The sequence below is a fragment of the Pseudomonas sp. Irchel s3b5 genome (assembly GCF_900187435.1).
In the GTDB taxonomy this organism is placed as follows: domain Bacteria; phylum Pseudomonadota; class Gammaproteobacteria; order Pseudomonadales; family Pseudomonadaceae; genus Aquipseudomonas.
In genome coordinates, this window is the sequence record NZ_FYDY01000035.1 from 1 (window position 1) to 19,907 (window position 19,907).

Sequence of the window (19,907 nt, forward strand, 5' to 3'; positions counted from 1 at the left end):
TGCAAGACGACCCAATCTTTGAAGTCGTCGTCGTAGCGTTTGCCTAGATTGGACATTGTTATGCACCTTCGCCCTCTTGAATGAATGAGTCAATCAACAAGGGTGACAGGTAGCCTGACACGGAGGGAACGCCCCAAAAGGAACCAAAAGGTCTTGCCCCACCATTCGGCCCCTCGCTGAGGCTCGGGGTGCCCTCACTCCGGCATTGCTCCGTGGGCCCGCCGCGATCGGCCATCCATGGCCGTGCGCGGCTATCCCGGCATCCATGCCGGGATGCCCACTGCGCAACGCCTGCGTTCGGCCTCTGGAAACGGGGCGGGTGGATCAAGATCAAAAGCCAAGCAAGATCAAAAGATCGCAGCCTTCGGCAGCTCCTACAGGGAAATGTGCACGAGCTGCCGACCAGGCCGGCCGGTCGGCCGCCTCGAGTGCTTTTGATTCTTTTGCCCCCTCGAGAGGCTGAGTGGAGGTTCTGCGCAGTGGGCAACCCGGCATGGATGCCGGGTTAGCCGCCCCCGGCCATGGATGGCCGATGGCGGCGGCCCACGGAGCAGGACCGGAGCGAGGGCATGCCGAGCATTAGCGAGGCACCGAACGAAAGGGGCAAGAGCCCTTGGTTACTTGGGGCTCTTCCAAGTGACCCGCTGTAAGAGCGGAACCATAGGTGGTCGTTACCGCAGCAATGGATATGTACACCATAAAAGACACAATGCCATCGCGAGCAGGTTTTTGATGGTGTTCAGGTCATGCGTTCACCCGCGGTTCGCGCGGCATGCCCAGGGCCCGCTCGGCAATCACATTGCGCTGAATCTCGTTACTGCCACCGTAAATGGTGTCGGAGCGGGTGAACAGGAACAGCGACTGCAAGCGGCTGAGCTGGTAGGGCGCGGCGTCGAGGATTTCCCCGGCGTCGCCCAGCACGTCCATGGCAAGTTTGCCCAGATCGCTGTGCCAGGTGGACCAGGCCAGTTTGTAGATCATCGATTCGCGTCCGAGGTTGCCGTCTTGCGCACCTGAAAGCATACGCAGTGAGTTGTAGCGCAGCACCTTGAGACCGGCCCAGGCCTGGGCGATGCGCTGGCGTAGCAGCGGGTCGCGGGCGGCACCGTTGGCGCGGGCGATGCGGATGATCTCGTCGAGTTCGTTGTGGAACTGCATCTGCTGGCCCAGCGTCGATACGCCACGCTCGAAGCCCAGCAATGCCATGGCGATCTTCCAGCCATCGCCCGGTTGGCCGATCAGGTTGTCGGCACTGGTGGCGGTGTGGTCGAAAAATACTTCATTGAACTCACTGGTGCCGGTCAGTTGCTGGATCGGTTGCACGCGGATGCTGTCCTGGGCCATCGGCACCAGCAGGAACGACAAACCGTGATGCCCCTGGCTACCAGGCTCGGTGCGCGCCAGCACGAAACACCAGTCGGCCTCGTGCGCCAGGGAGGTCCAGACCTTCTGCCCACTGATCAGCCAGTGCTCGCCCGTGGCATCGAGTTTCGCCCGGGTCTGCACGTTGGCCAGGTCCGAGCCGGCACCCGGTTCCGAATAGCCCTGGCACCAGAACTGGCTGCCGTCGAGGATGCCGGGCAACAGGCGCTGCTGCTGGGCCGGGGTACCGAAGGCGGCGAGTGTCGGGCCGACCAGGCCTTCGCCGATATGACCCATGCGCCCGGGGCCACCGGCACGGGCGTACTCCTCATGGAAGATCACCTGCTGGCTGATGCTCAGTCCGCGTCCGCCGTGATCTTTCGACCAGCCCACGCCGATCCAGCCACCGGCAGCCAGTTCGCGTTCCCAGGCTTTGCGTTCTTCGGGAAAGCTGTGCTCATCCCCCGGTCCACCGCGAAAGCGCAAGGGCGAAAACTCGCCGCTCAGGTGTTCGGCCAGCCACTGGGCGACTTCTTCGCGGAACACTTCGTCTGCACGACTGAAACCGATTTTCATGCTTGTTCTCCCAAGAGATGAGCCGCCAGGCGCTCGCGGTGCAACGCCGGACTGCCCAATAGGTGTTCGCCGGCGCGGGCACGTTTGAAGTACAGGTGCGGATCGTATTCCCAGGTAAAACCGACGCCGCCATGCAGTTGGATCGACTCGGCAGCGCAATGGAAAAACGCCTCGCTGGCGTGGATTTTCGCAGTGGCGGCGGCTTGCTCAAGCTCTTTGGCCACAGTGGCATCGCCTTTCGGGTCCAGGCGTTCCTGGGCCACGCAGGCAGCGTAATAGGCCGCCGACCGGGCGCATTCGACTTGCAGCATCATGTCGGCGCAGCGGTGCTTGATTGCCTGGAAACTGGCAATGGTGCGTTTGAATTGCTGGCGTTCGGCGATGTACGCCAGGGTCAGGTCCAGGGCCTGTTGCGCACCGCCGGTCTGCTCGGCGGCAAGCCCGATGGCGGCGATCAACAAGGTGTCGCGCAGCACTGTCCAGCCTTGTTCGGGGCCGCAAAGTAGCTGCGCCTCGCTGACCTTCACCTGATGCAATTCAATGCATGCCAGGCGGCGGGTCTGGTCCAGAGTGGCCAGGGGAGTGCGGACCACGCCCGGCGTATCGCCCGGCAAGACAAACAGGCTAATGCCCTGTTCGCCCTGAGTGTCGGGGGCACGAGCGGCGACAATCAGCAGGTCGGCCGAGGCGCCATCGATAACTTGTGCGTACTGGCCGTCAAGGGTCCAGCCGCCGAGGCGCGGTGCGGCCACGACTTGCACGCTGCGAGCCTCCAGCCCCGGAACACTGGCGAAGGCCAGGGTGGCGCGGGTTTCGCCGGCGGCAATCGCCCCCAGCCAGTACTCCTGAAGGGCTTCATTGTGCCCCAGCAACAGGGCGGGGGTGGCCAGGCATGCCGTCGCGAATAGCGGTGAGCCGAGCAGATAGCGACCGCTTTGTTCCAGCAGGATCGCGAGTTCGACAAAACCCAGGCCCATGCCGCCAAAGCGCTCGGGCACCATCAACGCTGGCCAGTAAAGCTCCTGACCAATCCGCCGCCAGACCTCGGGATCATGCGCATCCGGGCGGTTCATCGCGGCACGCACGGCATGCGAGTCGCTGGCCTGGGCGAGAAAACGCTCGGCGCTGTCGCGAATCATCAGGTGCTCTTCGGTAAAAGCGAACTCCATGGGGGCGGTCTCTGCAAGGCGGATGGATGCGCAAAGTCTGAGCGGGTGGGAGCGGTGTTCGAATCACTAAAACGGACTAGGGACACTGCGTCATCGTGCTTCGCCCTGTAGGAGCCCGGCTTGCCGGCGAAGGCGTCCGTGAAATCGCCTTCGCCGGTAAGCCGCTCTCCCACAGATGCTTAGTCTCAACGGACGATGAAGTGCAAGGCGGCGCTTCGCACAATGCCAGCCACGTAAGCCATTCAGCCAACGAGGACCCAGGCATGATCGACATTCGCGGTTTGAGCTATTTCGTCTCGCAGATCGAAAACCTCAGCCATTGGCAGCGTTACGCCGAAGACGTGCTGGGCATGCAGGTACAGCCAGCGCCGGGCGGTGGCTTGTACGTGAAAATGGACGAGCGTCCGTTTCGCATGCTGATCGTCGAAGGCAGCGAGGCGCGTTATCTGGCTTCCGGTTGGGAGCTGGCCAATGAGCCGGCATTCCAGGCCGCACTTGAGCACCTGAGCGCGGCCTGCATCGAATGGCAGCCGGGCTCTGCCGCCGAGATCGATCAGCGCGGTGTACAGGCGCTGGTCAAAGTCACCGACCCCTCCGGCAACTGCCATGAACTGAGCTGGGGCCATCGCTCCGATTGCCTGCCGTTCGTGTCGCCCCAAGGTGTGCCGCGCTTCATCACTGGCGACATGGGCCTGGGCCACACGGTGCTGCCGGCGCCGAACTTCGACGCCACCCTGGCGTTCGCCAAGGATGTGCTCGGTTTCGAGCTGTCGGACATTTTCAACTTTCGTCCTGGCCCGTCGGCACCGCCGATCCGTATTCACTTCCTGCATTGCCAGAACGCCCGTCACCACAGTCTGGCACTGGCCGAGTACCCGGTGCCGTCTGGCTGCGTGCACGTGATGGTCGAGGTCGATTCGATGACCGAAGTCGGCCGTGCCCATGACCGCCTGCATGCCCACGACGTGAGCCTCTCGGCCACCCTCGGCCAGCACCTGAACGACCGCATGACCAGTTTCTACATGAAGACGCCGTCCGGGTTCGATCTGGAGTACGGGTTTGGCGGGTTGCAGGTCGACTGGGCCGAGCATTCGGCATTCGAATTCACTCGCGTGAGCATTTGGGGGCACGACTTTTCGGTCGGCCAACAGTAAGGAATGATCAACATGAACAAACAACTGACAGCGGCCGATGCGGTCGCTCAATTGCGCGATGGCATGACCATCGGTTTCGGCGGCTGGGGCCCGCGGCGCAAGCCGATGGCCATCGTGCGCGAGATCCTGCGTTCGCCGGTCAAGGACCTGACCGTGGTCGCCTACGGTGGCCCCGAAGTGGGCATGCTGTGCGCTGCCGGCAAGGTCAAGAAGCTGGTGTTCGGCTTCGCCACCCTTGATGCCATTCCGCTGGAACCCTACTACCGCAAGGCCCGCGAAGCCGGCGAGCTGGAGCTGATGGAGCTGGACGAAGGCATGTTCCAGTGGGGCCTGCGCGCCGCCGGCATGCGCTTGCCGTTCCTGCCGACCCGTTGTGGCCTGGCAACCGATGTGACGCGCCTGAATCCGGAGCTCAAGACCATCCAGTCGCCTTATGCCGATGGCGAGGTGCTGCTGGCCATGCCGGCACTCAACCTCGACGTGGCGTTCTTGCATGCCAACGTCGCCGATCGCTTGGGCAACTGCCTGGTGACCGGTCCCGACCCATATTTTGACCACCTGTTCGCCCGCGCTGCCAAGCAATGCTTTGTCTCCTGCGAACGCCTGGAAGAACGCCTGGAGCTGAGCGCCGATCAGGCCCGCTTCAACACCTTCGAGCGTTACTTGGTGACCGGCGTGGTGCATGCGCCCCTCGGTGCGCACCCGACGCTCTGCGCCCCCGACTACGGCTGGGACCTCAAACACCTGAAAAACTATGTCGCCAGCAGCCAGGCGGACAACGGCTGGCAGGACTATGTGCAGACCTACATCGCCGGTGGCGAGCAGGCCTATCAGGCACAGAACGGTGGTGCCGACTCCATGGGCGCCTTGCCCCTTCCCGTGTTCTGAGGATTAGCGACTATGTCTGCAACCTGTGATTTCACCCTCGCTGAACTGATGATCGTCGCCGCCTCCGAGGCCTGGCGTGGCAATGGCGAGGTGATTGCCTCGGGCCTGGGCGTGATCCCGCGTCTGGGCGCTAGCCTGGCCAAGCTGACCCACAGCCCGGAACTGCTGATGACCGACAGCGAGGCGTTCCTGGTCGAAGAACCGATCCCGCTCGGCCCGCGTGGTGACTATGTGCCGCGTTACTCGGGGTACATGTCGTTCGAGCGGGTCTTCGAATGCGTCTGGGGTGGTCGCCGTCACGCGATGATCGGCCCGACCCAGATCGACCGTTGGGGCCAGACCAATCTGTCCTGCGTCGGCGACTATCAAAAGCCCAAGACCGCGATCCTGGGTGTGCGGGGCTTGCCCGGCAACAGCATCAACCACCTCAACTCGTTCTTCGTGCCCAGCCATAACACGCGGGTGTTTGTCAGCGGCGAAGTGGACATGGTCTCCGGTGTCGGCTTCAAGGCCGAGCGCTGGCCCGAAGGTGCGCGCCGCGACTTGATGGACATCCATTGCGTGGTCAGCGATCTGTGCGTCCTGGATTTCAATGGCCCGGAGCGTGCGGTGCAGGTGCGTTCGTTGCACCCCGGCGTGAGTTTCGAGCAGGTTCAGGAGAACACCGGTTTCCCGTTGCTCAAGTCCGCGCAGTTGCACGAAACCGTGCACCCCACCCCTGAGCAGTTGGCCCTGATCCGCCGCCTCGACCCCCACGATTACCGCGCCACCACGATCAAGGGCAACCCGCCCGGCATCCGTACGGCCTGAGACAAGGAGGCGAGCATGCACAGCAGCGACAGTGAATTTATCGTCCGCGAGGACAAAGCCATCTACGAGACGGACACCCCGGTGCTGTACAGCGTGGCCGAGGGTATCGCCACGCTGACGCTGAACCGGCCAACCTTCAACAACGCGCAAAACTCGCAGATGACCTACGCCCTGGATGCGTGCTTTCGCCAGGCGGTGAACGACGACAGCGTCAAGGTCATCGTCCTGCGGGGCAACGGCAAGCACTTCTCGGCGGGCCACGATATAGGCACTCCGGGGCGCGATATCGACAAGCCGTTTGAGCGCGCGCACCTGTGGTGGGATCACACCAACAAGCCTGGTGGCGAGCAGCTGTATGCCCGCGAGCAGGAGGTGTACCTGGGCATGTGCCGACGCTGGCGTGAACTGCCCAAGCCGACCATCGCGATGGTCCATGGCGCGTGTATCGCGGGTGGGCTGATGCTGGCCTGGGTCTGCGATCTGATCGTCGCCAGCGACGACGCGTTCTTCCAGGATCCGGTGGTGCGCATGGGCATTCCGGGGGTGGAGTACTTTGCCCATCCCTACGAAATGAACCCGCGTATTGCCAAGGAATTTCTCTTCACCGGTGACCGCATGAGCGCCAACCGCGCCTGGCAAGTGGGCATGGTCAACCGCCTGGTGTCACGTGAAGAACTGGAGTCGGCCACCTATGCCCTGGCCGCCGGCATCGCCCGCCAGCCGCGCATGGGCCTGGCGCTGACCAAGCAGGCGATCAACCACGTTGAAGACCTGCAAGGCAAGCGCACGGCAATGGATGCCGTGTTCGCCTGGCACCACTTTGCCCATGCCCATAACGAGCTGTTGTCCGGTGACAAACTCGGCGGTTTCGATGCCAAAGGCATGGCTCGGGCCAACAAGCAGGACGAGGACAAAAGCCAATGAACAGCTGGCTCGATACGCCGCTGACCGAGGCCCTCGGTTGCCGTTATCCGATTGTGCAAACCGCGATGGGCTGGGTCGCCGACGCCAATCTGGTGATCGCCACGACCCAAGCGGGAGGTTTTGGTTTTCTGGCAGGGGCGACCATCGCGGCGGATGAACTGGAAGGCGAAATTCTCAAGGTGATCGACGCCACTGGCGGCAGCAACTTCGGACTCAATTTCCATATGTTCCAGGACAACGCCACGCAGTGCGTCGACCTGGCGATCAAGTACCGCTTGCGCGCCGTGAGTTACGGACGCGGCCCGGACAAACAGACCATCGCGCGTTTCAAGGCAGCCAAGGTGTTGTGCATTCCCACTGTTGGCGCATTGAAGCATGCGCTGAAGGCGGTGGAACTGGGCGCCGACCTCATTACCATTCAGGGCGGTGAGGGCGGTGGCCACACCGGTGGCGTACCCAGTTCGATCCTGCTGCCCCAGGTGCTGGCGGCGGTCAAGGTGCCGGTGATCGCGGCCGGTGGGTTTTCCACCGGACGTGGCCTGGCCTCGGTGTTGGCCGCTGGCGGCGCAGGCATCGCCATGGGCACGCGTTTTCTCATGACCCGTGAATCGCCGACCCCGGCCGCAACGCTCGAACACTATCTGAAGGTCAACGATCCGCAGCAAGTGCGCGTGACCACGGCGGTCGATGGCATGCGCCACCGCATGATCGAAAACCGCTTCATCAATCACTTGGAACAGGCGGGTTCCTTCGGTCGCCTGCGCATTGCTCTGGGCAGCGCCTGGCAGTGGAAGCAGCAGACTGGCATGAGCCTGGGACACATGGCCGCAGTGTTTGTTCGCGCGCTGCGTGAAGACCCTTCCGCGTTGTCGCAAGTGGTGATGGCCGCCAACCAGCCGGTGCTGTTGCAGCGCTCGATGGTCGATGGCGCACCGGACGAAGGCATCCTGCCCAGTGGCCAGGTTGCCGCCGCCATCGGCGAGTTGCTCAGTTGTCGTGAAGTCATCGAAGGCATCGCCAGCGAGGCCCAGCAATGCCTGGATGCGCTCCTGGCACGTAGCCAGGCACGCCCCTCTCACCATCCTGCCAGCATTGGAGAACCCCTATGAACCCGGCATTTACCACACAACTCAATCAGGGGATCGCTGAGCTGGTGATCGCCAAACCACCGGTCAACGCCCTGGACAGCCAGGAGTGGCAAGCCTTGGCGCAACAGATCGAAACCCTTGGTGCCAACCCCGAGGTGCGGGTGATCGTTATCCGCGCCGAAGGCCGCGGATTTTGCGCGGGTGTCGACATCAAGGAACTGGACAAGTACCCGGAGCGCATCGTCGAGGTCAATGCCGGTAATTACGCGACCTTCAAGGCCGTGCACCGCAACCCGGTGCCGGTGATTGTCGCGGTGCATGGTTTTGTCCTCGGTGGCGGCATTGGTATCACCGGGGCGGCGGACATCGTTGTCGCTTCTGAATGCGCGACCTTCGCCTTGCCGGAAGTCGACCGTGGGGCCATGGGGGGCGGTGCACATCTGCAACGTCTGTTCCCGGTGCAGAAAGTTCGCTACCTGTTCTTTACCGGCGACAGCATCGGCGCACCCGAAGCCCTTCAGTACGGCTTTATCGAACGGATCGTCAGCAAGGACCAGTTGCGTGAAACCGCCTTGGGCATCGCCGCAAAAATTGCCGAAAAAAGCCCGGGGATGATTCGCATCGCCAAGGAAGCCTTGAACGGCATCGAAGACGGCAATCTGGAAGATAAATACCGCTGGGAACAGGGCTTCACCATGCAGGCCTACAGCAGCCCGGACTCCGCGGAAACGCGCCGGGCCTTCGTCGAAAAACGCGACGCCAAGTTCTGAGATAACGCCATGGACCTGACTTATACCCCCAAGCAAAACGCCTTCCGCGCCGAAGTCCGTGCCTGGCTGGCCGCCAACCTGCCACGCGAGCCCCTGGCGAGCTATGACACCCGCGAAGGCTTTGAACAGCACCGCGCCTGGGAGGCCAAGCTGTTCGAGAGCCGCTGGTCGATGGTGATGTGGCCGGCCGAACTCGGCGGTCGCGGTAGCGACTTGATCGAGTGGCTGATCTTCGAGGAGGAGTATTACGGTGCCGGCGCACCGATGCGCGTCAACCAGAACGGTCAGTTGCTGCTGGGACCAACGCTGATGGAATTTGGCACCCCAGAGCAGAAAAAGCGTTTCCTGCCACGCATGGCCGCCAGCCTGGACATGTGGGCGCAAGGTTGGTCGGAGCCCAACGCCGGTTCCGACATGGCGGCGATCACCAGCAAGGCGCTGCTCGACGGCGATCATTACGTGATCAATGGGCAGAAAACCTGGTCGACCCGGGCGATCTACGCCGACTGGCTGTTCGGCCTGTTCCGCAGCGAGCCAGGATCGGCTCGTCACCACGGTCTGTCGTTCATCATGGTGCCGCTGGACACGCCGGGGGTGAGCATTCGCTCGATCAAGGCGCTCAATGGCAAAGATGCTTTTGCCGAAGTGTTTTTCGACGATGTGCGAGTGCCGGTGGCCAACCGCATCGGTGAGCAAGGACAGGGCTGGCACGTGGCAATGGCCACCGCCGGTTTCGAGCGCGGGCTGCTGTTGCGTTCCCCGGCGCGTTTCCAGGCCACGGCCCGCAAGCTGGTCGAACTGTATAAGGCGAACCGCGCCAGTGCCGACCGCGACCCGGGTCTGCGCGAGGCGGTGTTGGAGACCTGGATGGGCGCCGAGGCCTACGCGCTGTCGGCCTATTACACCGTCGGGCGTTTGAGCCGAGGCGAGCAGGTCGGCGCCGAGTCGAGCATCAACAAAATCATCTGGTCAGAGCTGGACCTGAAGATGCACGAGACCGCCATGCGCATTCTCGGCACGCGTGGAGAATTGCTGGACAAGGGCGCGCAGGCAGGTGATGCGGCGGGTTGGCTGGAGGGCTTCCTGTTCGCCCAATCCGGCCCGATCTACGCCGGCACCAACGAAATCCAGCGCAACATCATTGCCGAGCGGATGCTCGGCTTGCCGAAATAAGGAGCCGCCCATGGACTTCACTTTTAACGATGACCAGTTGGCGTTCCGCGAAGCCATCAGTCGTTTCCTGATGACCGAAGCTGCACCGGAAATGCTCAGGGAAATCTGGGAGACCGATGCCGGGCGTTCTCGGGACTTGCGCAACAAGATCGCTGATCAGGGCCTGACCGCTTTGTCGGTGCCCGAGGCTGAAGGTGGCCTAGGTATGGACGATGTGACCTGGGCGCTGATGACCCAGGATCTGGGTTACTACGCCATTCCTGATTCATTGGCCGACACCGCCTATGTCGCCAGTGGCTTGCTCGCCGCTCTGCCCGCGGGGCATCCCGCCCGCGCCGATCTGTTGCCACGGATCGCCGATGGCAGTTTGCGCATGGCAATCAGTCATCCAGTCAATGCCCTGGTCAGCGACGCGCAACTGGCCGAAGTGCTGATACTCACCGACGGCGACGACATTCACGTGGTGTCGCGATCCGAAGTGAACGTGGAAAACCACCCTAGCATCGATGCTTCGCGACGTCTGGGCCGGGTGAGCTGGACTCCGTCCGCGGCGACCTGCGTGGCCAGCGGCGAGCAGGGTCGGGCTTTGCAGGAACGCCTGTTGGACCGTGGCGCGCTGTCGGTGGCCGGGCAACTGTTAGGGCTGGCGCAGCGCATGCTGGACCTGTCGGTGGACTACGTGGCCCAACGCAAACAGTTCGGCAAACCGATCGGCAGTTTCCAGGCGGTCAAACATCACCTGGCCGACGTTGCCCGTTACATCGAACAGGCCAAACCGGTGCTGTACCGCGCCGCCCATGCCTTGGCTCGAGGCGACGACAACGCTGGCGTCTGGGTTTCCCAAGCGCGTCTGGCGGCGAATGAGGCGAGCTGGATTGCCGCGCGCAAAGGCATCCAGGTGCACGGTGCGATGGGGTACACCTGGGAAGTGGATCTGCAAATGTTCATGAAGCGAGCCTGGGCCCTCGATGCGTCCTGGGGGGACCGCGGCTTTCACAAAACCCGTGTCAGCGACTACCTGTTCGCCGACGCCACCGGCCTGGGGCCGGGGCATACTTTCGAGGAATGAGTCATGGCACAGGCCTACATTGTTGATGCACTGCGCAGCCCTACCGGCAAACGCAAGGGAGGGCTGAGCGAGATCCACGCGATTGACCTGGGCGCCCATGTGCTCAAGGCGCTGGTGGAGCGCAATGCGATCCCTGCGGAAGATTATGACGACGTGATATTCGGTTGCGTCGACACCATCGGTTCCCAGGCCGGCGATATCGCGCGCACCAGTTGGCTAGCCGCCGGTTTACCCCTGACGGTGCCCGGCACCACAGTCGATCGCCAGTGCGGGTCGTCGCAACAGGCGCTGCACTTCGCCGCGCAGGCGGTGATGAGCGGCACCCAGGATGTGGTTGCGGTGGGCGGGGTACAGACCATGACCCAGATCCCGATTTCCTCGGCGATGCTCGCCGGCCAGCCGCTGGGTTTTGCTGATCCGTTCTCGGGCAGCGTCGGCTGGCGCGCGCGGTTTGGCCAGCAGCCAGTGAACCAGTTCTACGCGGCACAACGGATTGCCGATCACTGGCAGATCAGCCGCGAGCAAATGGAAGCGTTTGCTTTGCAAAGCCACGAACGCGCTTTGGCGGCCATCGCCAGTGGCCGCTTTGCCCGGGAAATCGTCAGCTGCCAGGGCCTGGCGGTGGATGAAACCCCGCGCCACAGCAGCCTGGCGAAGATGGCCGAATTGCAACCGGTGGACCCGCAATTTCCCTCGATCACCGCGGCCGTTTCCAGCCAGACCTGCGACGCCTCGGCGGCGTTGCTGGTGGTGTCCGAGGCGGCGCTCAAGCGCTACGACCTGACGCCACGGGCACGGATTCATCAGTTGACGGTGCTCGGTGACGATCCGATCTGGCACCTCACCGCCCCGATTGCGGCTACCCGCCGGGCCTTGGCCAAAAGCGGCCTGAGCATGGCCGACATCGACCGCGTGGAGATCAACGAAGCCTTTGCCTCGGTCGTCATGGCTTGGGCCAAGGAGCTGGATTACGACCCTGCGCGCACTAACGTCAATGGCGGTGCGATTGCCCTCGGCCATCCGCTGGGCGCAACCGGCGCACGACTGATGACCACGCTGCTCAACGAACTGGAGTGCAGCGGTGGTCGCTATGGCTTGCAAACCATGTGTGAAGGCGGCGGCCAGGCCAACGTGACCATTATCGAACGCTTGTGATTTTTTGCCGGCCGCCGCTTCGGGTGCGCGGCCACCCAACATTTGAGGAGTCAAACATGGCTATGTGTGCAGACCGCACCGTGATCATCACCGGGGCCGGCGGAGGACTCGGTCGCGCCTACGCCCTGGCGTTCGCTGCGCAAGGGGCCAACGTGGTGGTCAACGATATTCGCGCCGAGGCTGCAGAAGATGTGGCAGGTGAGATTCGCGCCAACGGTGGTCAGGCGATTGCCAACAGCGACGACATTACGACCCTGGCCACCGCGCAGCGCATCGTCGATGCAGCATTTGCGGCGTTCGGTGAAGTGCATGTGTTGATCAACAATGCCGGGGTGTTGCGCGACCGCATGTTCATCAGCCTCAGTGAAGAAGACTGGGACATGGTTATGCGCGTCCATCTCAAGGGTCATTACTGCCTGGCCAACATCCTGGGCCGCCGCTGGCGCGACCTGGCCAAGGCCGGCACACCGGTTGATGCGCGGATCATCAACACCAGCTCCGGCGCCGGCCTGCAAGGCTCGGTGGGACAGTCCAATTATTCGGCGGCCAAGGGCGGCATTGCTTCACTGACCCTGGTGCAAGCGGCGGAACTGGCTCGCTACGGCGTCACCGCCAACGCGCTGGCACCGGCCGCACGCACCTCGATGACCGAGGGCGCCATGCCCGACGTGGTGAAAAAACCCGAGGACGGTAGCTTTGATGCTTGGGCCGCGGAAAACGTTGCGCCGCTGGTGGTGTGGCTGGGAAGCCCTGCGTCGGCTCACGTCAGCGGTCAGATCTTCGAAAGTCAGGGCGGGCGAATTTCCCTCGGTGACGGCTGGCGCACCGGCGTCACTCGCGACAAAGGCGCGTTGTGGCAGGCAGAAGAAATCGGCGCGGCAGTGGATGCGATCCTCGCCGAAGCGCCGAAGGCGCAGAAAGTCTGGGGCACTTGAAGCCCCGCCTCACTCGCGGACTCACTCGATCAACTGTAGGAGCTGGCTTGCCAGCGATGGCGACCTCACAACCGACCCATCTCTGGCAGCTGTACCCGATCTACTGTAGGAGCTGGCTTGCCAGCGATAGCGGCCTGACAGCCGACCTGGATTTTGACCGAGTAAATATCCATTCCTGCGGTAACGGCCACTTACGGTTCCGCTCTTACAGCGGGTTACTTGGAAAAGCCCCAAGTAACCAAGGGCTCTTGCCCCTTTCGTTCGGTGCCTCGCTGTGGCTCGGCATACCCTCGCTCCGGTCCTGCTCCGTGGGCCCGCCGCGATCGGCCATCCATGGCCGTGCGCGGCTAACCCGGCATCCATGCCGGGTTACCCACTGCGCCGAACCTGCGCTCGGCCTCTCGATGGGGCAAGTAGATCAAAAGCAAAAGCGAGGCAGCCTACGGGCCGACCTGATCTCTGGTGAACGCATCCCCCTGTAGGAGCTGGCTTGCCAGCGATAGCGGCCTGACAGCCGACCTGGATTTTGACCGAGTAAATATCCATTCCTGCGGTAACGGCCACTTACGGTTCCGCTCTTACAGCGGGTTACTTGGAAAAGCCCCAAGTAACCAAGGGCTCTTGCCCCTTTCGTTCGGTGCCTCGCTGTGGCTCGGCATGCCCTCGCTCCGGTCCTGCTCCGTGGGCCCGCCGCGATCGGCCATCCATGGCCGTGCGCGGCTAACCCGGCATCCATGCCGGGTTGCCCACTGCGCAGAACCTGCGCTCGGCCTCTCGATGGGGCAAGAAGATCAAAAGCCAAAGCCAAAGCCAAAGCGAGGCGGCCTAAGGGCCGACCTGATCTCTGGTGAACGCGTCCCCCTGTAGGAGCTGGCTTGCCAGCGATGGCGGCCTGACAGCCGACCCATCTCTGGCAGCTGTACCCGATCTACTGTAGGAGCTGGCTTGCCAGCGATAGCGGCCTGACAGCCGACCTGGATTTTGACCGAGTAAATATCCATTCCTGCGGTAACGGCCACTTACGGTTCCGCTCTTACAGCGGGTTACTTGGAAAAGCCCCAAGTAACCAAGGGCTCTTGCCCCTTTCGTTCGGTGCCTCGCTGTGGCTCGGCATACCCTCGCTCCGGTCCTGCTCCGTGGGCCCGCCGCGATCGGCCATCCATGGCCGTGCGCGGCTAACCCGGCATCCATGCCGGGTTACCCACTGCGCAGAACCTGCGCTCGGCCTCTCGATGGGGCAAGAAGATCAAAAGCCAAAACCAAAGCGAGGCGGCCTACGGGCCGACCTGATCTCTGGTGAACGCGTCCCCCTGTAGGAGCTGCCGAAGGCTGCGATCTTTTGATCTTGCTAGCACCGCAGTGTATCCGTTGCACCACGTCATCCTTCTCCACCTTCATACCCCATTTTGACGATGCGCCCGCATCGCTCCCTCCGTACAACTGCAGCGTATTGATTTCTTCGGAGGTAGACGCTGTGAAACAAGCCCCCCCTTATGTGCCAGGTCATCAACTGCTGGCTGGAAAATCGGTGTTGATTACCGCTGCTGCCGGCGCTGGCATCGGTTATTCGGCGGCCCGCCGCAGTGCTGAGGAAGGCTGTCGAGCGCTGATGATTTCCGATGTGCATTCGCGGCGCCTGGAAGACGCAGTGGAGCGCCTCAAGGCCGAGACTGGTCTGCAGGCGATTTATGGCCAGCTGTGCAATGTCACTGTCGAAGACGAAGTCCAGGCCCTGGTGGCTGCCGCCGAAGAGGCGTTGGGCGGGGTCGATGTGCTGATCAACAACGCGGGCTTGGGTGGTCAAAAGCGCGTGGTCGAGATGAGTGACGAAGAATGGTTGCGGGTGCTGGATGTGACCTTGACCGGTACCTTCCGCATGACGCGGGCGATGTTGCCGCACATGCAGCGCCGTGGTTCGGGCGCCATCGTCAACAACGCCTCGGTGCTCGGTTGGCGGGCACAGAAGGAACAAGCCCATTACGCCGCCGCCAAGGCCGGGGTGATGGCGCTGACCCGCTGCAGTGCGCTTGAAGCCGCCGAGTTTGGTGTGCGCATCAATGCGGTATCGCCATCGATTGCCCTGCACGACTTCCTCAAGAAAGCCTCCAGTGAAGAGTTGCTAGCCAGTCTCGCCGGGCGTGAGGCGTTCGGTCGCGCCGCCGAAGTCTGGGAAGTGGCCAACGTGATGATGTTCCTGGCCAGCGACTATGCCTCCTACATGGTCGGCGAAGTGCTGTCCGTCAGTTCGCAACAGGCTTGAGGATTCAATCATGAGTCACGTTTTCAGCAGTGCCCAGGCGTTGCTTGCGGCCGAAGGCCTGGACCTGGGCCACACCGAATGGCTGACCATCGACCAGCAACGCATCGACCTGTTCGCCGAAGCGACCAGTGATCACCAGTGGATTCATGTCGACCCGGTGCGTGCCGCCAGCGGTCCTTTTGGTGCCTGCATTGCCCACGGCTACCTGACTCAGTCCCTGTCCAATCTGTTCATGCCGCAGCTGATGACCATCGAAAACATGGCCATGGGCGTCAACTACGGCAGCGACCGGGTGCGCTTCCCTGCACCGGTCAAGGTCGACTCGCGAGTGCGCGGCAGCGGCCAGATCATCCGCGCCGAAACCCTGGGCGACGCCGTGCAACTGGTGGTGCGCATGACCATGGAAGTCGAGGGCCAGACGCGCCCGGGCTGCGTGATCGACACCATAAGCCGCTACACCTTCAACCCAATTTCCGAGTGAGTTGCCCATGGACCTGAATGAAGTTGTCATCGTCGCCACCGCCCGTACCGCGCTGGCCAAGTCGTTTCGCGGATCCTTCAACGATACCGAGGCCCCGGTGCTGGGCGGCCATGTCGTGCGCGCGGTGGTCGAGCGCGCCGGCATCGAGCCGGCTGATGTCGAGGATGTGATCATGGGCGCGGCGGTCCAGCAGGGCACCCAGGCCTACAACATCGGTCGGCTCTGTGCCTACACCGGTGGATTGCCGGACAGCGTGCCGGGTATGGCTCTGGACCGGATGTGCGCTTCCGGCCTGATGAGTATCGGTGTGGCAGCGAAGGGCATCATGACCGGCGAGATGAACATCGCCATCGGCGGCGGCGTGGAATCCCTGTCGCTGACCCAGACCAAACACAAGAACAGCTTTCGCGCGCAGTCTGAAGCCGTGCTGCAGGTGATGCCCAGCGCCTACATTCCGATGATCGAAACCGCCGAGATTGTCTCGCGCCGCTATGGCATTAGCCGCGCCGCCCAGGATGAATACTCGCTGCAAAGCCAGCTACGCACCGCTGCCGCCCAGCGTGATGGCCTGTTCGACGAGGAAATTGTCGGCCTGAGCGTCGACAAGCTGCTGTTCGCCGCCGATGGCCAGCCCAATGGCCATGAACGCGTGGAGGTCCTGCGCGACGAGTGCAACCGGCCCAATACGCGCCTGGAAGATCTGGCCGGATTGAAGCCGGTGTGGAAGGACGGCAAATGGATCGAGCAGGGCGAGTTCGTCACCGCTGGCAACGCCTCGCAATTCTCCGACGGTGCCGCGGCCAGCCTGCTGATGAGTCGTGCCGAGGCCAAGCGTCGCGGATTGACGCCACTGGGCATCTACCGCGGTATTGCCGTGGGCGGCTGCGCGCCAGAAGAAATGGGCATCGGCCCGGTGATCGCCATTCCCAAGCTGCTCAAGCGCTTTGGCTTGGGGGTCGCGGATATCGGCCTGTGGGAAATCAACGAGGCCTTTGCCAGCCAAGTGTTGCATTGTCGCGATGCGCTGCAGATCCCGGCTGATCGCCTGAACGTGAATGGTGGGGCGATTGCCATCGGGCATCCTTTCGGTATGTCCGGCGCGCGGATGGTCGGCCACGCCTTGCTCGAAGGACGGCGGCGCGGTGTGCGCTATGTGGTCATTGCCATGTGCATCGGTGGCGGCATGGGCGCCGCAGGCCTGTTCGAACTGCCGTGAGGCGAGCGGAGCGCCGCGCCGTCGCGATTCAATCCATGGGGGCCCGCTGGTCGGGCCCGCTGCTGGGGAATGGTTATGCAAAGTCACATGCCCAATGCACAGGTCCTGGCGCAAATGGGCCTGGAGCTGGCCGAGTACGAACGGATTATCGGCAACATCTACGAAGCAGCGATGAATACTCGCTGCCTGAGCGACTCGTTGCGCGAGATCCGCGCATTGTTCAAGGCCAATTTCGTCACCCTGATCCTGCGGGTCCAGGATGAGCCGCTGTTGTCACCGATGGTGGTTGCCGGTGATGTCGAACTGGGGCAGGGCGGGATCAACCATTATGCCTACTACGCCAAATCCACCCTGTTCGAAGGCTTGCCCACCGACACCGTGTTCACCATCGATGAACTGATGAGCGATGCCGAGTGGGCCAGTTCGGCGTTTTACCTGCTGTACTGCCAACCCTACGATTGCTACCACATGCTCGGTGCCGATATCCGCATGCCGGATGGCGGCACGGTGCGCTTTCGGATCAATCGACCACAGGGTCAGCCAGCTTTCAGTGACACCGAGCGGGCCATGTGCGCCATGTTGTTGCCGCACCTGCGCCGGACCTTACACCTGTATTCGCAGCTCGACCGCAGTGAGTCCCTCGGCAGTCTGTATTCGCAGACGATCAGCCGCCTTGCGGTGGCGACCATCGTGCTCGATGAAAACGGCAGCGTGGTGCAACTCAATCCCGTGGCCCGGGACATTCTCGACAGTCAGGACGGCCTCAAGGTGGTGGGCGGTCGGCTGGAGGCCACGTATCCCAGTGACAATCGTGAATTGACTCGCCTGGTGCGAAATGCTTTTCAGCGAGCCAGGCAGGGTGTCGGCAAGGGTGTGCAGGTGGCTGAGGCGACGTCGATTTCCCGTCCTTCCGGACAGGTCAGCCTGGGGGTTGTGGTGGAGTTGATTCCCTCCCGGGATCTGCTCGAAGGCAACGGCAAGCCGACGGTGGTGGTGTATGTGCGCGATGCGGTGAGCAAGTCGCTGGTGAGTACGGTGTTGACGTCGCAACTGTACAACCTGACCCCGGCGGAAACTGCACTGGCCCTGGAACTGGCCAACGGTCTGTCGTTGGAGGAAGCCTCGGAACTGCTCAATATTCGCCGTAACACCGCGCGTGCGCACTTGCGTTCGATTTTCTCCAAGACCGGTGTGCGGCGCCAGACCGAGCTGGTGCGGATCATGCTCAACAGCGTGGTGGCCCTGGGCGCGCCACAGCCGACCGGGGCCCGGTTGTGAGGCGCGGCTGCGCAAAAATGCGTTAGTCCGTGCGGACGATGCTGCCAGGTTCCTGGGCTGTCGATACTGGGCAACCGTTGTCGAACCTAAGGAGAATAAAAATGACCGGCAGTAATCAGTCCCCTGGCTGGGCCTTGGTGTTGTTATTGGGGTGCAGTGCCATCGGCACGGTGCATGCCGCACCGGAAGACATCCCGCGATTGGGCAACGACTTGACGTGCCTGGGCGCGGAAAAGGCCGGCAATGCCGACGGTAGCATTCCAGCGTTCAGCGGCAAGTGGCTGGGTGCACCGCCCCACGTCGATTTCAAGGGCACGGGCAACCATCCGGTGGATCCGTACCCGGACGAAAAGCCGCTGTTCGTGATCACCGCGCAGAACATCGCGCAATACAGCGACTACCTGTCCGACGGCCAGAAAGCGCTGTTCAAGCTGTACCCGGGTACTTACAAAATGCCGGTCTATCCCTCGCATCGGGATTTTCGTTACAACGACGCGGTCTGCCAGGCCACGCGTGAAAACGCCAGTGTCGCGCGTTTGGTGGATGACGGCGAAGGCGTGGTCGGCAAGACCGGCGGCACACCGTTCCCAGTACCGCGCAGCGGCCTGGAACTATTGAAAAACGCCTCGACGTTTACCTTGCGCGCCTGGACCGAGGAATACGTCTCGGATAACGCCTACGTGCTTAAGGACGGCAACATCAACTGGGGTCGCGTGCATTCGCGCAACCTGGCACCGGCGCTGGAGCCAGGCAAGATTGGCGAAACCAGCGGCAACTCGTCGTTCTATCTCAACGAGACCTTGCTGCCGCAACGGGACAAGGGCGAGATCAATACCGGCACCGAGTTCTGGAACGATAAGACCGAACCGCGCCAGGCCTGGCGTTACGATCCCGGCACCCGTCGTGTGCGTCAGTCGCCGGGTTATGGTTTCGACATGTCGTTCCCTGGCAGTGGTGGCTCAATCACGGTGGACGAAGTGCGCCTGTTCAACGGTTCGGGCCAGCGCTACGACTGGAAGATCGTCGGCAAGCGCGAGATGTACATTCCCTACAACACCTATCGCCTGCACGCGGGCAATCTTAAGTACACCGATCTGCTGACCCCCGGCCACATCAATCCCGACGTCATGCGCTATGAGCGCCATCGAGTTTGGGAGCTGGAAGGCACTCTCAAACCCGGGTATCGCCACTTGTATGGCAAACGCAAGTTGTATGTCGACGAAGACACCTGGTTCCCGATGCTCGCCGACAATTACGACAACCGTGGCGAGCTGTGGCGTACCTCAATGGTCAACTACTTCTACGCCTACGAAAGCCAGCGCCAGCAAGCAGGCGTCGGCCTGTATTACGACCTCAATGCCGGCAGCTACCTGGCGTTCAACCTGATCAACGAGCAGCGCAACGGTTACCTGTTGAACAAACCCGGTTTCAGTCCCCGCGACTTTGGTCCGGAAGCCGCTCGGCGCTTCGGCCAATAACCCTCAAGCACGGCGCCCGTCGGGCCATGGGCGCCGATTGAGAGTGGCTCGCATTTGATCTAGTCCAACTGAAGGATGATCTGCTTGCGCGACTCCTCAATGATGTTCGCCATGGGATCAC

At 62.5% G+C, this 19,907-nt stretch carries 17 protein-coding genes; 15 read left to right on the forward strand and 2 right to left on the reverse strand.

The features are described from left to right. Positions 1-744: 744 nt before the first annotated feature. Positions 745-1,938, reverse strand: coding sequence for an acyl-CoA dehydrogenase family protein (locus CKW15_RS24635; RefSeq protein ID WP_095061070.1), 1,194 nt, complete (start codon positions 1,936-1,938; stop codon positions 745-747). Beyond that, the gene (locus CKW15_RS24640; protein ID WP_095061068.1) at positions 1,935-3,107 is read right to left on the reverse strand and encodes an acyl-CoA dehydrogenase family protein; all 1,173 of its coding nucleotides are present in this window, start codon (positions 3,105-3,107) and stop codon (positions 1,935-1,937) included. Before CKW15_RS24640 ends, CKW15_RS24635 begins: the two co-directional genes overlap by 4 nt. Positions 3,108-3,370: 263 nt before the next feature. Here CKW15_RS24640 and CKW15_RS24645 point away from each other — a divergent pair, with 263 nt between their 5' ends. The 15 genes from CKW15_RS24645 to CKW15_RS24715 all read left to right on the forward strand — a co-directional run bounded on the left by CKW15_RS24645 (position 3,371) and on the right by CKW15_RS24715 (position 19,786). After that, positions 3,371-4,261: a VOC family protein gene (locus CKW15_RS24645; protein WP_095061066.1), complete on the forward strand. Its 891-nt coding sequence runs from the start codon at positions 3,371-3,373 to the stop codon at positions 4,259-4,261. 12 nt (positions 4,262-4,273) lie between these two features. Next, complete coding sequence (locus CKW15_RS24650; protein ID WP_095152838.1) at positions 4,274-5,149, forward strand: CoA transferase subunit A; 876 nt, start codon at positions 4,274-4,276, stop codon at positions 5,147-5,149. A gap of 12 nt (positions 5,150-5,161) precedes the next feature. Beyond that, positions 5,162-5,959 (forward strand): CoA-transferase subunit beta, encoded by a 798-nt coding sequence (locus CKW15_RS24655; RefSeq protein ID WP_095061062.1) that lies wholly within the window; start codon positions 5,162-5,164, stop codon positions 5,957-5,959. A 15-nt stretch (positions 5,960-5,974) separates the two neighbouring features. Beyond that, entirely contained in the window at positions 5,975-6,883 is a 909-nt protein-coding gene (locus CKW15_RS24660) for an enoyl-CoA hydratase (protein ID WP_095061060.1), read from the forward strand. Next, on the forward strand, positions 6,880-7,992 hold the full coding sequence (locus tag CKW15_RS24665) for a nitronate monooxygenase family protein (protein ID WP_095061058.1): 1,113 nt from the start codon (positions 6,880-6,882) through the stop codon (positions 7,990-7,992). The genes CKW15_RS24660 and CKW15_RS24665 overlap by 4 nt, the downstream gene beginning before the upstream one ends. Further along, the gene (locus CKW15_RS24670) at positions 7,989-8,741 is read left to right on the forward strand and encodes an enoyl-CoA hydratase family protein (protein WP_095152839.1); all 753 of its coding nucleotides are present in this window, start codon (positions 7,989-7,991) and stop codon (positions 8,739-8,741) included. Before CKW15_RS24665 ends, CKW15_RS24670 begins: the two co-directional genes overlap by 4 nt. Positions 8,742-8,750: 9 nt before the next feature. Next, positions 8,751-9,914, forward strand: a complete 1,164-nt coding sequence (locus tag CKW15_RS24675) for an acyl-CoA dehydrogenase family protein (RefSeq protein ID WP_095152840.1) — start codon at positions 8,751-8,753, stop codon at positions 9,912-9,914. Positions 9,915-9,924: 10 nt separating this feature from the next. Next, entirely contained in the window at positions 9,925-10,983 is a 1,059-nt protein-coding gene (locus CKW15_RS24680; RefSeq protein WP_095152841.1) for an acyl-CoA dehydrogenase family protein, read from the forward strand. A gap of 3 nt (positions 10,984-10,986) precedes the next feature. Next, complete coding sequence (locus tag CKW15_RS24685; protein ID WP_060543482.1) at positions 10,987-12,138, forward strand: acetyl-CoA C-acetyltransferase; 1,152 nt, start codon at positions 10,987-10,989, stop codon at positions 12,136-12,138. A gap of 56 nt (positions 12,139-12,194) precedes the next feature. After that, the gene (locus tag CKW15_RS24690) at positions 12,195-13,073 is read left to right on the forward strand and encodes an SDR family oxidoreductase (RefSeq protein ID WP_095152842.1); all 879 of its coding nucleotides are present in this window, start codon (positions 12,195-12,197) and stop codon (positions 13,071-13,073) included. A 1,474-nt stretch (positions 13,074-14,547) separates the two neighbouring features. Then, positions 14,548-15,333 carry an SDR family oxidoreductase gene (locus CKW15_RS24695; protein WP_095152843.1) on the forward strand — a complete coding sequence of 262 codons (786 nt, stop codon included), beginning with the start codon at positions 14,548-14,550 and terminating at the stop codon, positions 15,331-15,333. A gap of 10 nt (positions 15,334-15,343) precedes the next feature. Beyond that, positions 15,344-15,814, forward strand: a complete 471-nt coding sequence (locus CKW15_RS24700; protein ID WP_095152844.1) for a MaoC family dehydratase — start codon at positions 15,344-15,346, stop codon at positions 15,812-15,814. Positions 15,815-15,821: 7 nt separating this feature from the next. Continuing rightward, on the forward strand, positions 15,822-17,030 hold the full coding sequence (locus tag CKW15_RS24705; RefSeq protein WP_095152845.1) for an acetyl-CoA C-acyltransferase: 1,209 nt from the start codon (positions 15,822-15,824) through the stop codon (positions 17,028-17,030). 75 nt (positions 17,031-17,105) lie between these two features. Further along, positions 17,106-18,308 carry a helix-turn-helix transcriptional regulator gene (locus tag CKW15_RS24710; protein WP_095152846.1) on the forward strand — a complete coding sequence of 401 codons (1,203 nt, stop codon included), beginning with the start codon at positions 17,106-17,108 and terminating at the stop codon, positions 18,306-18,308. A 101-nt stretch (positions 18,309-18,409) separates the two neighbouring features. After that, the gene (locus tag CKW15_RS24715) at positions 18,410-19,786 is read left to right on the forward strand and encodes a DUF1329 domain-containing protein (protein ID WP_095152847.1); all 1,377 of its coding nucleotides are present in this window, start codon (positions 18,410-18,412) and stop codon (positions 19,784-19,786) included. Positions 19,787-19,907: the final 121 nt, after the last annotated feature.

Coding starts and splice junctions, on each gene's coding strand:
- CKW15_RS24635 (WP_095061070.1), bottom strand. CDS start 1,938: ATGAAAATCGGTTTCAGTCGTGCAGACGAAGTGTTCCGCGAAGAAGTC.
- CKW15_RS24640 (WP_095061068.1), bottom strand. CDS start 3,107: ATGGAGTTCGCTTTTACCGAAGAGCACCTGATGATTCGCGACAGCGCC.
- CKW15_RS24645 (WP_095061066.1), top strand. CDS start 3,371: ATGATCGACATTCGCGGTTTGAGCTATTTCGTCTCGCAGATCGAAAAC.
- CKW15_RS24650 (WP_095152838.1), top strand. CDS start 4,274: ATGAACAAACAACTGACAGCGGCCGATGCGGTCGCTCAATTGCGCGAT.
- CKW15_RS24655 (WP_095061062.1), top strand. CDS start 5,162: ATGTCTGCAACCTGTGATTTCACCCTCGCTGAACTGATGATCGTCGCC.
- CKW15_RS24660 (WP_095061060.1), top strand. CDS start 5,975: ATGCACAGCAGCGACAGTGAATTTATCGTCCGCGAGGACAAAGCCATC.
- CKW15_RS24665 (WP_095061058.1), top strand. CDS start 6,880: ATGAACAGCTGGCTCGATACGCCGCTGACCGAGGCCCTCGGTTGCCGT.
- CKW15_RS24670 (WP_095152839.1), top strand. CDS start 7,989: ATGAACCCGGCATTTACCACACAACTCAATCAGGGGATCGCTGAGCTG.
- CKW15_RS24675 (WP_095152840.1), top strand. CDS start 8,751: ATGGACCTGACTTATACCCCCAAGCAAAACGCCTTCCGCGCCGAAGTC.
- CKW15_RS24680 (WP_095152841.1), top strand. CDS start 9,925: ATGGACTTCACTTTTAACGATGACCAGTTGGCGTTCCGCGAAGCCATC.
- CKW15_RS24685 (WP_060543482.1), top strand. CDS start 10,987: ATGGCACAGGCCTACATTGTTGATGCACTGCGCAGCCCTACCGGCAAA.
- CKW15_RS24690 (WP_095152842.1), top strand. CDS start 12,195: ATGGCTATGTGTGCAGACCGCACCGTGATCATCACCGGGGCCGGCGGA.
- CKW15_RS24700 (WP_095152844.1), top strand. CDS start 15,344: ATGAGTCACGTTTTCAGCAGTGCCCAGGCGTTGCTTGCGGCCGAAGGC.
- CKW15_RS24705 (WP_095152845.1), top strand. CDS start 15,822: ATGGACCTGAATGAAGTTGTCATCGTCGCCACCGCCCGTACCGCGCTG.
- CKW15_RS24710 (WP_095152846.1), top strand. CDS start 17,106: ATGCAAAGTCACATGCCCAATGCACAGGTCCTGGCGCAAATGGGCCTG.
- CKW15_RS24715 (WP_095152847.1), top strand. CDS start 18,410: ATGACCGGCAGTAATCAGTCCCCTGGCTGGGCCTTGGTGTTGTTATTG.